This window comes from Amycolatopsis sp. NPDC043885 (genome assembly GCF_056435685.1).
Map to the genome: position 1 here is coordinate 126,193 of NZ_JBWKEA010000011.1, position 12,640 is coordinate 138,832.

Genomic DNA, 12,640 nt, shown 5'->3' on the forward strand with positions numbered 1-12,640 from the left:
TGACTAGTCTACTAGTGGCATGGTTCTCTCCCGCCTCATCCTGGGGTTGCTCGCCCTCGCGCCCATGACCGGCTACGACCTCAAACGCCATTTCGAGTCGACCGTCGGGCACTTCTGGGCGGCGGACAAGGCGCAGATCTATCGCACCCTTGCCCGGCTCGTCACGGACGGGCTCGCCGAGGTCGAGAAGGTGGCCGGCTCCGGAGCGCCGGACCGGCAGGAACACCGCATCACCGCCGCGGGGCGGACGGCGCTCGCCGAGTGGCTGGCGAGTGAGCCCGAGCGTCACGTCGAACGCGATCCGTTCCTCGCGCGGGTGTTCTTCGGTGCGGATCTCGACGAGGACGCCTTTCGCTCCCTCCTGGCGGTCCGTCGCGAGGCGACCAAGGCGCGGCTGGAGCGGTTCGAACGGACGCGGGCGGAGTCGGGTGCGCCCGACCGGGCGGCCCGGCTTCGACTGTCCACGCTGGACAATGGAATCGCGCACCTGCGCGTCGAACTGGACTGGCTCGACTCGCTCGAAGAGGAGCTCGCGTGAGCGCGTTCCCCGAGGTGCATTCCGCCGGGACGGCCACCGTGGAGCGGCCGGTGGTGTTGCTGCACGGCGGCAACGTCGCGAACTGGATGTGGGAGCCGCAGCTGTCCGCGTTCGGCGATCGGACGGTGCTCACGCCGGATCTGCCGGGCTTCGGCGAACGGGTCCGCGAGCGCTGGCCGGGTCTGGACGCGGTGGCGGATGACGTCGTCGCGAGAGTGACGGGGCACGGCGTCGACGGCCGGTTCGATCTCGTCGGGCTGTCCCTCGGCGCGCTCACGGCGTTGCGTGTGCTGGCGCGGCACCCGGACCGGGTGAGTTCGGCGTTCCTGACCAGCGCGCCGCTCATGCCCGCCGGCGCCGGGATGCGCTTGTACTGCGGGCTGCAGTCGGCGTTCTCGCGGGCCCGCTGGTACTGGCGTGCCCAAGCCGCTGCCTTCGGGCTTCCCGGAGAGGCACGCGCCCGGTATGTCGAGCACGGTCTCTCGGTGCGCCGCGAAACCGCGTCCGCGATGGCCGCCGAGGTGTGCGCGGGCGGTGTGCCCGCGGAAGTACGCCGCTATACCGGGCCGCTGCTCGCGACGGCGGGGGAGAAGGATTCCCCGGCGGTGCGCCGATCCCTCGCGGAAATCGCGCGGGCCGCCCCCCAGACGCGGTCCCGGCTCGTGCCGGGGATGCACCATATCTGGAATGTGGAGGATCCCGAGCTGTTCAACGGAGTCCTTCGCGCTTGGCTCGGGGGAGTCGTGGATCCGCGTCTCCTGAGCCGACCGCCGGCTCGACGGTGAGCGTGCCCGCGGCCGTGTCCAGTACGGCAAGCGGTCCCAGCGGAAGGGAAAGCGGGTCCGCGCCGTGTCCGGCGTCGATTCCGCCGAGTACCGGAACGCCCAGCGCGCCCAGCCGGTCCTTGAAGACGTCGACGAGGGTCCAGCCGCGATCGGTGTAGTCCTCGAAGCCGGGGAACCGGCCGAGCGCGATCCCCCGTACACCGTGGAGCGCGCCGGACCGGATCAGCTGGGTCAGCTGGCGGTCGACCTGCCCGAGGCCGATCGTCCGCTCGGCTTCGAAGAACAGGATGGTGCCCGCCAGCGAAGGCAGGCCGACGCCGACCGCGTGGGCGACGGTGCCGAGATTGCCGCCGACGAGGGCGCCGGTGGCGGTGCCGGGCACTTCGGCCTCGACGGTCATGGCCCTCGGGTCGCGGTGGAGGATGGCGGGTTCGCCGCCCATCAGGAGCCGCCGGGTCGCGGCCGCGGAGCGGGAACCGGCCAGGGAACCGTGGATCCCCGCCAGCCCGCAGTGCCGCCAGAGCGCGAGGTGGAGGGCGGTGATGTCGCTGAAGCCGATCAACGGCTTGGGATCTGCCCGGACGGCGTCGAAGTCGAGATCATCGGCGATGCGGTACGCGCCCGCTCCGCCGCGAGTGGCGATCACGGCGCGGACGGCCGGGTTGCGGAACGCGTCGTCGAGATCGGCCAGCCGGTCTTCGTCCCGGCCGGCCAGGAAACCCCGGCGGTCGAGCGCGTGTGTCCCGATTTCGACGACCAGCCCCCAGCTTTCCAGGACAGCCGCGGTCTCGGCGACCTGCTCGTGGCTGGGAAAGCTGGCGGGGGAGACGAGACGAACGTGATCACCCGGTCGCGGGATCGGCGCGACCAGGGTGCGGCGCGAGGCTGTCACCCGATGATCGTGTCAGAGCACGGGATCTCCGCCCACACCGTTTTGAATCCCGCGCCGGTGGTGACACCCCACCGGGCACTGATCGCCTCGACCAGCGCCAGCCCTCGACCGTGAGGGCTCATCGGGTCGTCCTTGATCACGCGGTGGGGCCGCAGGCGCGGACGGTGGTCGTCGACTTCGACGCGGACGACGTCCCGGCCCGAGGGGACGGAGACCCTGAGCTCGGCGACGCCGTCCGCGTGTTCGTGCGCGTTGGTGACCAGTTCCGTGGTCAGCAGCTCGGTGTCCGCGATGGTGGTGCGTCCGACCTCGCTCAGTTGCTGTCGCAGCCAGGCCCGGACCTCTCCCAGTGGTGGGGCGATACCGGTGGGGAACTCGTAAGCCTGTCGTGTTCTCGTGATACCCACGCGTTCTCCTTAGCGGGTTTCCCAGCTGGGCCAAGAGCATGGGCGCAGGCATGGAGTACCCAAGGAGTGCGGGGTTCACACGTGGGCGTTCCCGGCGATCGCGGTGACCCTGATCTCGACCCGCATCTTCGGCGCGCCGAGGGCCGGGACACCGATCTCGGTCCAGATCGGCGCCCGGTCGCCCATGCGCTCGCGGAACTGCTCGACCATCACGCGGTTGTGGGTGTCGCCGATGAAGCCCGGGGTTTCCGGCACGTGGTACGAGTCCACGGCGATGACGTCGCGCCAGGTGGCGCCCGCCGTGGCGAGGGTCCGCTCGACGTTCTCGAAGGCCTTGACGATCTCCTCCTCTAGCGATTCGGGGAAGTTCAAGTCGTCGTCCCAGCCTCCCTGACCCGAGATCTCAACTCGATCGCCGATGCGCACCGCCTGGCTGTAGCGCATCTCGGCCAGTTGCCGGTCGCCGTATCCGGGCGTGGCGAAGAACTCCGGCTGGGTCATGGTGGTTCCTCTCGTTGACTTCATGCTTGAAGTCAAGCTATCACGATTTCACTTCACGCGTGAAGTCACTTCGTTCTGGGTAAGGTTCCGCCATGGCCGCCCCGGACCCCGACGAAGCGCTGTGGCTGACCTCTGCCGAAAAAGAGGCCTGGACCGGGCTGGTCTCCCTGGTCCTCCTGCTGCCGGGGCGACTCGAGTCGCCGCTGCAGCACGACGCCGGGCTGACGCTGTTCGAGTACCTGACCCTCAGTCATATTTCGGAGGCCCCGGACCGGCGGCTGCGGATGAGCGAGCTGGCCTACCTCGCCAACGGCTCGCTCTCGCGTCTGTCCAATGTGGTCAAACGCTTCGAGCGGCGGGGCTGGGTGGAGCGGACGCCGGACCCGGGCGACGGCCGGTATACGCTCGCCGTGCTCACCGACGACGGCTACGACGTGGTCGTCGCGGCCGCCCCCACGCACGTCCGTTCGGTGCGGGAGCTCGTCCTCGACCCCTTGACCGCGGAGGATCAGCAGGCGCTGGCCCGGATCGCCGCCAAGCTGCGGACGCGGCCCGCCGACCTCGCTTAGGCACTTCAAGGCAGTCGAATGTGCGCGCGAAGGTACCTCGTGCTCGCGTTCCGGACTCTGGTCCTCTGACTGGGTTCATCACGCGAAGAGGGGGAGCTCTCGTGTTCAAGAAAATATTCGCCGCCCTGTCGGTGTTTTCGCCGGCACTCGTGGGTGTCGCGGGAACCGCGCACGCCGGGATCGTGCAATGGTCCGACGGTTACGAATCGAATCCCCATGGCGTATGGGAGCGCGGGATTCAGGGCGGTGACGGGCATTCCTGGTTCGACATCGGCATGGGAGTGGCGCGGACCGGCAACAACAACGGCTGGCTCTTCGCCGGTAACGGCTGGTCGGCGATGAGGACCGCGAAGTCGCTCGGAAGTTTCCCGTCGACGGCTGGCGGAAAATCTCCCACACGGTGAAGTGGATCGACGACGGGGCAGGCTATCAGCTCATCACTCTGCCCAAGCTCAATCTGAACTGCGTGGGTACCGTCTATCTCCAGCCGATCTACGGCAACAACGGCGGACCGGCGAAGTACATCCGCTTGGACGACGCGATCATCCAGTGCGTCTACTGACCGAGTCCGAGGTCTCGCCGAGGTGTCGGCCGGCGGGAGACGTTGCGACATTCGGTGAATATCCGCAGACGTCCACCGGATGAATTCGGGTTTCCGTCCGGTGGCGTGATCACGGAAAACGCCGAAACCTTCGGCATCGCTCACGCTGAAGAGTGAGAGATGCCGGGGTACTTCGGCTGGACGGCGCAATGCGGACCTGGTCCGCGTAGCCCGGATTCGTGGTAACAGCCCGTTGGTGCCTTGACACAGGGCGCTCTGGGTGAAGCCCGGCTCTCGCGCTAACGAAAAGCGAAATATTCCGTCTTCTCCACCGAGCCCACAGGAATTCCGGCCCCGGCCGGGTCTCGAAAGGGAAATCCATGCCACGAAGACCACTGCTCGTCGTCCTGACCGCCGTCTCGGCGATGCTCGCGTCCACAGCGGTCGCCGCCGCGGCTCCGCCGGGAGTGGACCCGGCCACGGTCGACCTCACCCTGAACGCGGGGCAGAGCACGACCGTGACCAAGAACGTGACGACCTCGGCCGTGCCGCCGAATCCCGACCTCGTCCTGCTCGCGGACACCACGGGCAGCATGGGCGGGCCGATCGGCAACGTGCGGACGAACGCCGGCGCCATCACCGGTGACGTCCTCGCCGCGCAGCCGACCGCGCGGTTCGGCGTCGCCGAGTACAAGGACTTCACCGACTCGGTGCCGTTCAAGGTCAATCAGGGCATCACCGGGGACACGACCGCCGTCCAGGCGGGGATCGACCAGTGGGCGGCCTCGGGTGGCGGGGACACGCCGGAGGCCAACCTGAACGCGCTCTACCAGCTCGCCACCGGCGCGGTCGCGTTCCGGCCGGACGGCACCCGCATCATCGCGTGGTTCGGCGACGCGCCGTCGCACGACCCGAGCGGCGGGCACACCCTGGCCCAGACCATCGCGGCGTTGCAGGCGGCGAAGATCCGCGTGGTCGCCGTCAACGTCGGCGCGCTCGACGCCACAGGGCAGGCTTCCGCCATCACCTCGGCCACGGGCGGCGTGCTGCTGAACAACGTCCCGGCCGGCCAGGTCTCCCAGGCCATTTTGGACGGCATCAAGTCCATCGAGGTCACGGTGACCCCGAAGGTGACCAGCTGCGACCCGCAGCTCACCGTCACCAACGATCCGGGCAGCGTCAAGGTGACCAGTGGCGGGGTCGCCACGTTCACCGAGACGATCAAGGCCGCCGCCGGTGCCGCGCCGGGCACCTATCAGTGCGTCGTCGATTACCAGGTCGACGGGGCTTCGCGGGGATACATCGAGACCACGACCGTGCGTGTACTCGGCCTGAGCATCAACGACGTGACCGTCGGCGAGGGTTCCGGTGGCGCGCAGGTACCGGCGACGTTCACCGTGTCGCTGCTCGGCGGCCCCAGCCCGAATCCGGTGACGGTCCAGTACGCGACCGCCAACGGCACCGCGTCCGCGCCCGCCGACTACACGGCGGCGAGCGGGACGGTCACGTTCGCCCCTGGTCAGACGGTCAGACCGGTGACCGTCTTGGTCAACCCGGACACCGTCGACGAGCCGGACGAGACGTTCACGGTGACTCTTTCGGCCCCGTCGGGTGCCGGCCTCATCGACGCGACCGGTGTCGGCACGATCGTCGACGACGACCGTGACGGCGTCTTCTCCTGCACCGGCACCGCGGCGAACGTCCTCGGGGTGACCGCGGCGCGGGCCAATCCGGCGAACCTGCCTTGTGCCGACGACAGCAGCACCGTCGCCGCCGCGACGCTCAACGCCGGCCTGATCAAGGTCGACACCAAGGTGCTGACCGCGTCGACCGATCTCACGCCGGACGACCAGTCGGCGGCTCCGGCCGCGGGCGATCGCGCGCTGGCGTCGGCCAAGATCGACAAGACGGTGATCAGCACGCTCGGGCTGACCATCGAACTCGGCGTGATCCAGTCACAGGCGACCGCGACCTGTCAGCCGTCGCCGGGCGGCCTTGCCCCGGTGCTGGCGGGCAGTTCGAACGTCGCCTCGCTGAAGATCAACGGTGAGTCGATCACCGTGGGCTCGGCGCCGATGACCATCCCGCTGGTCATCGGTTCGTTGAAGCTCAACGGCCAGACCGTGGCGAACGGCGTGGTGAAGCAGCAGGCGGTCGCACTGGACACCGCGCTCGCGAAGATCGTGCTCGCGGAGTCCCAGGCCGACGTGCACGGAACCTCGGCGCATCCGGCGGGCGACCCCTGCCGTCGCTGAGCCGCTGAATCCCGCCGGGACGGACGGAACCTCGTCCGTCCCGGCGGTTCGCTCAGGGGAGGGCTTTCACCGCGGCCGCGGTGGCGTCGGCCAGGAGCTTGTTGTCGATCTCGGCGTCCTTCTCCGACCGGTCGGTCAGCACCGAGATGACGATCGGCGCCCGGCCCGGCGGCCACACGACCCCGATGTCGTTACGTGTCCCGTAGGCCGCCGTCCCGGTCTTGTCGGCGACCGGCCAGCCCGGCACCCCGGCGCGGATGTTCTGGTCGCCGGTGGTGCTGCCCCGCATCATGTCGACGAGGATCTTGCGTTTGTCATCGGGGAGCGCGTCGCCGAGGGCGAAGGCGCGCAGGCTCACGGCGAGCGCACGCGGTGTGCTCGTGTCCCGGGTGTCGCCGGGGAAGGTGTCGTTGAGTTCCGGTTCGATCCGGTCGGCGTGGCTCGTGGTGTCGCCGATCCCGCGCAGGACCGCGTTGAGACCTTCGGGGCCGCCGAGTTCGCGGAAGAGCAAGTTCCCGCCGGTGTTGTCGCTGTACCGGAGCGTCGCGTCCATGACAGCGCGCAGCGGCATCCCCGTCGCCACGTGTTTCTCCGTGACCGGCGAATTCACGACCAGGTCCTTGCGTTCGTAGGTCACCGTCCGGTCCAGGTCGGCGACCGGCGTCCGCTGCAGGACACCGCCGGCGCTGAACACCTTGTGCGTCGACGCGTAGGCGAAGCGTTCGTCGGCGCGGAAGGCGACTTCGCGGCCTGTCGCGGTGTCCACCGCGTACACCCCGAGCCGGGCGCGGTAGCTGCGTTCGAGCTGTTCGAAGTCGGCTCGCCCGGTCGCCGCGACCGGCGAGGTGGTGGCCGGCGGCTGTGCGGGAGCGGGTGCGGAACACGCGGCGAGGGACGCGACCGAGAGCGCCAGCAGGGCGGCCCAACGGCGAGAAGTGACGGACACGGTGATTCCTTTCAAGATCGTTCGATGTCCGCAGTCTGTCCAGCGCCGGTCATGCTGTCCAAGACACGAATGACCTCTTTCATGCGTAATCCGCATAGTATGTGGTCGTGGACCTGATCGGGAGCTGCCGGGCGTTCGTGAGCGTGAGCGAGGCCGGGACCTTCACCGCGGGAGCCGCGATCGCGCGCATCCCCCAACCGGTGGCGAGCCGCCGGATCGCCGCGCTGGAACGGCATTTCGGCGAGCGGCTGTTCGACCGCTCCACCCGGCGCGCCGTGCTCACCCCGTTCGGCCGGGACATGCTGCCGTCGGCGAAACGGCTGGTGGCGCTGGCCGACGCCATGGAGCACGACGCACAGCGCGCCAAACTGCGGCCGATGCGGCTGGCGATGCCGGACACCTGCACCGTCCGCGAGCTCGCCGAACTCGACGCGGCGGCGCGAGCGCTGGACGTCTTCCTGGAGTTCCGGCAGGCGCCGCCGGGGGAGCGGGCGGAACTCGTGCGCACACAGGAGGTCCGCGCGGCGGTCACGGCCGTTCCCGCCGAAGAGGGCACCTGGATGGTGCCGCTCGGGCTGGCGGCCGGGGGAAGGCCGCGGGCGGGCGCCCTCCACCTGGAAACGCTGCGGGTCGGCCGGTCCGGCAGGCCGCCTCGCCGGATCTGGATCCAGCCCGAGGACGACGTGCCGCATATCCGGGATCGGCTCTTCCGGATCCGTGACTCGGTGGGCTTGCGGCCCGCGCAGGTATCCGTCGCCGATGCGCTCAGCGCGGCCGCCGCGGCGGTGTTCGGTTCGGACGATCTGCTGCTGTGCTCAACGGTTCAGGCCACCGAACTCGGCCTGAACTGGCGGCCGATCGGCGAGCTCCGGCTCGCGCGTGGGTTCGAGATCACGACGGGGCCCGGCGAGGACGCGCAGCGGCTCCGGGCACGATTGTGGCCGGACATCGCCCGGTGTCTCGGCGCGGAGGAGACGACATGAACACCGAGACGCTGCTCCTCGGACTGCGCGCCGAACTCGACGACGGCGGCTTGCGCGGTTCGTTCCTCGTGCGCGATCTGCGGACCGGATACGAGATCGGCATCGACCCGGACCTGGAGTTCCCGAGCGCCTCGCTGGTGAAGATCCCGCTCGCCGCGGCGACCCTGGAGCGGATCCGCCGGGGCGAGCTGGACGGCTCCACGCCGATCGACGTCGAGCCGGGCCGGGCCACCGCCCCCGGGCCGACCGGGCTGACCCGGTTCCGGCATCCGGCCAGGGTGGCGATCGACGACCTGCTCTACCTGACGATGGCCATCAGCGACGAGACCGCCGCGGACGCGCTCTTCGCGCTGACGCCTCCCGCCGAGGTCACCAGGATGACGCGCGAATGGGGCGTTCCCGGGATCACCGCGCGGCATCCGGCCGCGGATCTCAGTGACACGCCCGCCGAGCGTTTCGCCCCGGCAGACGTCCACCTCGCGCACGCGCTCGCGATCAACGCGGGCACCACCGGGCAAGGTCATCCTGTTCCGCAGCTCGACGTCACCCGCGCGAGTTCCGGTTCGGCTCGCGCGTTCGTGAACCTGCTCGAAGCGCTGTGGAAACCGTCCAAAGTGGATGAAGAGGTGGCGGCGCGGGTGCGTGAACTCATGGGACTGAACCTGCTGCGTCAGCGGCTGAGCCCCGATTTCGTCTCCGACGCCACGAAATGGTCGTCGAAGACCGGCACCGTGCTGAATCTGCGGCACGAGGTCGGGGTGGCCGAACACGCCGACGGGGGGATGTACGCGATCGCCGCGCTGACCGGGTCCAGGGTGCCCGCCGCGGTCCAGCCGGAGGCCGAGGTGCTGATGGCCCGCGTGGCGCGGGTGCTGCGGGATCACCTGCGCGAAGGGTGACGTCATGTTCGTGAAGAGAAGTCGTGACTCGCGTGATCAGACACGTGACTCGCGTGATTGAACGGCGATCTCGCGAGTTACGCCTGTGATCACGTGAGTTCGCCGCCTGAGCACGCGAGTTACGGCTCTGAGCACGCGAGTTACGGCTCTGATCGCGCGAGACCGCCCCGGAGCCGCGCGGTGTCGAGATCCTGCCATGTCGGGTATCCGCCATCTTCCGGCCGTGTGGGAAAGCTGATCACCCGTCTTTACTTCACGTACGGACGTCGGGGGCTCCTGTCGAAAGGGAACATGGTGATCAGTAGTACGAGAAAGACGCGGAGGGGCACGGTGGCCGTGGTCGCCGGTGCGTTCCTGGCCTCCGGCCTGGTGCTGGCTCCGGCGGCGGGTGCGGCTCCCGCGGCCAAGGCCGAGCCGGACACCGCGGTGCTCGCCGGCGGGCTGACCAAGCAGACCGTGGTGTGGGGCGAGTGCTCGTTCCCCTCGGTCGCGCCGGCGACGGAAGCGGAGCTGAAGAAGGTCAAGGGCCTGGCCTGCGCCACCGTCCAGGTGCCGCGCGACTGGCACAACCCGCAGGACGGCAACACCATCGGCATCCGGGTCTCCAAGACCGCGACCGCCTATCCCGGCACCGGCAGGCAGGGCATCGCACTGGTCAACCCCGGCGGACCCGGCGGCGAAGGCCTCCCGTGGGGTGCCGCGATGGCGATGCGCAGCCCCGTGCTGGCCTCGCAGTACGACTTCGTCGGTTTCGATCCGCGCGGTGTCGGCCAGAGCACCCCGCTGACCTGTAGCTACACCGTCCCGGACAGCACGGATCAGAACGTGATCAGCCGGGCGAAGGTCGAGGGCTGTCTGAAGAACCCGCTGACGAAGTTCATCACCACCGAGCAGACCGCCTACGACATGGACTTCATCCGGGTGCTGCTCGGGGAGAAGAAGACCAGCTACATCGGCTACTCGTACGGCACGTGGCTCGGCACCTGGTACGCCACCACGTTCCCGTCCAAGGCGCACCGGTTCCTGCTCGACTCATCTACGGACGCGAGCCGTTCGACGCTGGAGAAGACCTGGGACCTGCAGCCGCGTAGCCGTGACCGCCAGTTCCAGGAGGCGCTGCTGCCCTACGTCGCGCGCAACGACGCCAAGTACAAGGCGGGAACCGACCCGCTCGAGATCCGCCGCAACTGGGAGAAGGCGGGCGGCACCCGGGAATTCGCGGGCATGCTCTACGCCGCGTGGTTCATCATCCCGGCGATGTACGACACCGGCCAGTACCCGTCGGCGGCCTCCATGGTGGCCGCGCTGGCGAAGGGACCGGCGCCTGCCGGGACCGACGCGGAGAAGCTGGAGCAGGTCGTCGCGAAGGCTCTCGCCACTCCCGGACTGACCGACGCGAACAAGGCGTTCCTGAACAAGGCCAAGGGCAACGCGCTGGAGGCCATCGCGAAGAAGGACTCGGTCGAGCGCAAGGCCTCTTATCAGGGCGGCGCCGAGGTCGAGACGTGGGACGCCGCGTTCGAGGCGATCCGCTGCCAGGACGGCCAGTGGAACCAGAACCTGCACTATTGGAACTACTGGCAGGCCGACCTGACCGTGAACGCGCCGTTCATCGCGCCGATCATGGCCCTGTCGGGCGCGCCGCTGTGCGCGTTCTGGCCGACCACCAACGCCAAGCCGGCGCCGGACGCCAAGACGTTCCCGAAGTTGCTGATCGCGCAGACCGAACTCGACGCGGCCACGCCGTACGAGGGTGCGCTCGCCACCGCGAACGGACTCCCGGGCGCCAAGATGATCAGCGTCGACAACGAAGGCAGCCACGGGATCTTCCCGTACAACACCGACTGCGTCGACGACCCGATCGTCGCCTACTTCCAGACCGGGCTCACACCCAAGAAGAAGTTCACCGGCTGCCAGGGCCTGCCGCTGCCGGGTGAGGACAAGACGGTCGAGGTCGGCGGCCATCTCGGGCACGACGGGAAGATCAAGATCAAGATGATCACGCCCCAGGTGCGCAAGGCGAACGAGATCGTCCGTGAGCTGCTGGAAGGCGCCGCGACGCCGGAAGCGGACGAGAAGGGCATGCCCGCCAACGCCTGACCTCCGGCGGCGTTGACGAGAGGCTCCCGCGGGCCGGTCCGGGCGCGCGGGAGCCTCTTCGGCATGATCTGTGATGGTTTCGTTATCGGTTCAGGCGCACGATCAGGGCGCCTTCCCCCTCAAGACCGGTGAGCGGAAACAGCCGGTCCGCCAGGCGTGACATCGATGTCACGCCGATCGATCCCGGGGTGGGGGAGGAGAAGCGTCATGCTCGCCGAGTCTCGAGGCCTGTCGATGGAGGCCGAGCAGCTGTACCGGGCTTTGCTGGACGGGCGCCCGATCACGCCCGGCGCCGAGCTGGCGGAGCTGGAGCGGTTCGGCCTGGTCCGACCAGGCGCGTCCGGGGTCGAGGTGTGCCCGCCGCGTGCGGCGCTGTCGGCGTTCGCGGCGCAGCACGAGGCAGCGGCGATCCGCGCGCGGGAAGCGGCCGAGGTGCTCGGCGCCGCTTACTCGCTGCGGACGGGCCGGGACGCGGACTTCGTCGAGGTACTGCGCAGCCGGGACGAGGTGATCGCCACCTTCGAAGCCATGCAGACCCAGGCGGCCGTCGACATCGTCGCGCTGGACCCGGGGTCTTACATGAGCCCGAAGCCCGAAGTGAGCACGGTGCAGCCAGGTTCGATGGCGCGTGGCATCGCGTACCGCGTCGTCTACGACTCGTCCGTGTTGCAGCACGACGACGGATTCGCCCAGGTGCAGTCGAGTATCGCCCTCGGGGAGCAGGCGAGGGTGTTCCCGGGGCTGCCGCTGAAGCTGGTGATCGCCGACGGCAACCGGGCGCTGATCGCGGTCCCGAATTCCGACGCCGGTGACGTCCTCGCCCTGCTGGTCCATCCGTCGATGCTGCTGAGCGCGCTGATCGAGTTGTTCGGCTCGTTCTGGCGGATGGCCGTGCCCGTGCGGGCGGGCGGTCCGGACGACGCGGAAGCGGCGCAGGAACCGACCGTCGCCACGCGCCGCCTGCTCGCGTTGCTGAGCGGAGGCCTGACCGACGAGGCGATCGCGCGCGAGCTCGGGGTCAGTGAGCGCACGGTGCTGCGGCGGATCAGCCGGTTGCAGCAACTGCTGGGAGCGCGGACCCGGTTCCAGCTGGGAGCGCAGGCGTCACGACAGGGCTGGCTCTGATCGTCTCGGGTCGGTCCGTGAAGGCCTCCTTACCTACTCTGAGGGTAGGGAAGGAGGCCTTCACGGACTCGCGTGGGCTAAGGGCGCCGGTACCGAGGA

The 12,640-nt window shown here is 69.2% G+C and carries 14 protein-coding genes; 10 read left to right on the forward strand and 4 right to left on the reverse strand.

Annotated features, from left to right (window positions below; genetic code table 11):
• The first annotated feature begins 19 nt into the window (after positions 1-19).
• Both AC069I_RS28115 and AC069I_RS28120 read left to right on the forward strand, forming a co-directional pair.
• Positions 20-538, forward strand: a complete 519-nt coding sequence (locus AC069I_RS28115; RefSeq protein ID WP_478227046.1) for a PadR family transcriptional regulator — start codon at positions 20-22, stop codon at positions 536-538.
• Entirely contained in the window at positions 535-1,323 is a 789-nt protein-coding gene (locus tag AC069I_RS28120; RefSeq protein WP_478227047.1) for an alpha/beta fold hydrolase, read from the forward strand. The genes AC069I_RS28115 and AC069I_RS28120 overlap by 4 nt, the downstream gene beginning before the upstream one ends.
• On the opposite strand, the gene AC069I_RS28125 is transcribed toward AC069I_RS28120, so the two are convergent.
• The 3 genes from AC069I_RS28125 to AC069I_RS28135 form a co-directional block, all read right to left on the reverse strand.
• Positions 1,247-2,215, reverse strand: coding sequence for a S66 peptidase family protein (locus AC069I_RS28125; RefSeq protein ID WP_478266755.1), 969 nt, complete (start codon positions 2,213-2,215; stop codon positions 1,247-1,249). The two genes, AC069I_RS28120 and AC069I_RS28125, sit on opposite strands and share 77 nt — an antisense overlap.
• Entirely contained in the window at positions 2,212-2,622 is a 411-nt protein-coding gene (locus AC069I_RS28130) for an ATP-binding protein (protein ID WP_478266756.1), read from the reverse strand. Before AC069I_RS28130 ends, AC069I_RS28125 begins: the two co-directional genes overlap by 4 nt.
• A gap of 75 nt (positions 2,623-2,697) precedes the next feature.
• Positions 2,698-3,123 carry a Rid family hydrolase gene (locus AC069I_RS28135; protein ID WP_478227050.1) on the reverse strand — a complete coding sequence of 142 codons (426 nt, stop codon included), beginning with the start codon at positions 3,121-3,123 and terminating at the stop codon, positions 2,698-2,700.
• Positions 3,124-3,215: 92 nt separating this feature from the next.
• On the opposite strand from AC069I_RS28135, the gene AC069I_RS28140 reads away from it, so the two are divergent.
• The 4 genes from AC069I_RS28140 (at position 3,216) to AC069I_RS28155 (ending at position 6,488) form a co-directional block, all read left to right on the forward strand.
• On the forward strand, positions 3,216-3,692 hold the full coding sequence (locus AC069I_RS28140; protein WP_478227051.1) for a MarR family winged helix-turn-helix transcriptional regulator: 477 nt from the start codon (positions 3,216-3,218) through the stop codon (positions 3,690-3,692).
• Between the two features lie 101 nt (positions 3,693-3,793).
• The gene (locus tag AC069I_RS28145; protein ID WP_478227052.1) at positions 3,794-4,096 is read left to right on the forward strand and encodes a hypothetical protein; all 303 of its coding nucleotides are present in this window, start codon (positions 3,794-3,796) and stop codon (positions 4,094-4,096) included.
• The gene (locus tag AC069I_RS28150; RefSeq protein WP_478227053.1) at positions 4,093-4,254 is read left to right on the forward strand and encodes a hypothetical protein; all 162 of its coding nucleotides are present in this window, start codon (positions 4,093-4,095) and stop codon (positions 4,252-4,254) included. The genes AC069I_RS28145 and AC069I_RS28150 overlap by 4 nt, the downstream gene beginning before the upstream one ends.
• Before the next feature lie 359 nt (positions 4,255-4,613).
• Entirely contained in the window at positions 4,614-6,488 is a 1,875-nt protein-coding gene (locus AC069I_RS28155; RefSeq protein ID WP_478266757.1) for a Calx-beta domain-containing protein, read from the forward strand.
• A 52-nt stretch (positions 6,489-6,540) separates the two neighbouring features.
• Here AC069I_RS28155 and bla read toward each other — a convergent pair whose 3' ends face one another.
• Positions 6,541-7,434 (reverse strand): class A beta-lactamase, encoded by an 894-nt coding sequence (gene bla / locus AC069I_RS28160; protein ID WP_478227055.1) that lies wholly within the window; start codon positions 7,432-7,434, stop codon positions 6,541-6,543.
• A gap of 101 nt (positions 7,435-7,535) precedes the next feature.
• On the opposite strand from bla, the gene AC069I_RS28165 reads away from it, so the two are divergent.
• The 4 genes from AC069I_RS28165 to AC069I_RS28180 all read left to right on the forward strand — a co-directional run bounded on the left by AC069I_RS28165 (position 7,536) and on the right by AC069I_RS28180 (position 12,541).
• A complete protein-coding gene (locus tag AC069I_RS28165; protein WP_478227056.1) occupies positions 7,536-8,417 on the forward strand; it encodes a LysR family transcriptional regulator in 882 nt (293 codons plus the stop codon).
• A complete protein-coding gene (locus AC069I_RS28170) occupies positions 8,414-9,316 on the forward strand; it encodes a serine hydrolase (RefSeq protein WP_478266758.1) in 903 nt (300 codons plus the stop codon). The genes AC069I_RS28165 and AC069I_RS28170 overlap by 4 nt, the downstream gene beginning before the upstream one ends.
• Before the next feature lie 330 nt (positions 9,317-9,646).
• Positions 9,647-11,416, forward strand: a complete 1,770-nt coding sequence (locus tag AC069I_RS28175) for an alpha/beta hydrolase (RefSeq protein WP_478266759.1) — start codon at positions 9,647-9,649, stop codon at positions 11,414-11,416.
• Between the two features lie 207 nt (positions 11,417-11,623).
• On the forward strand, positions 11,624-12,541 hold the full coding sequence (locus tag AC069I_RS28180; RefSeq protein ID WP_478227059.1) for a helix-turn-helix transcriptional regulator: 918 nt from the start codon (positions 11,624-11,626) through the stop codon (positions 12,539-12,541).
• Positions 12,542-12,640 lie beyond the last annotated feature (99 nt).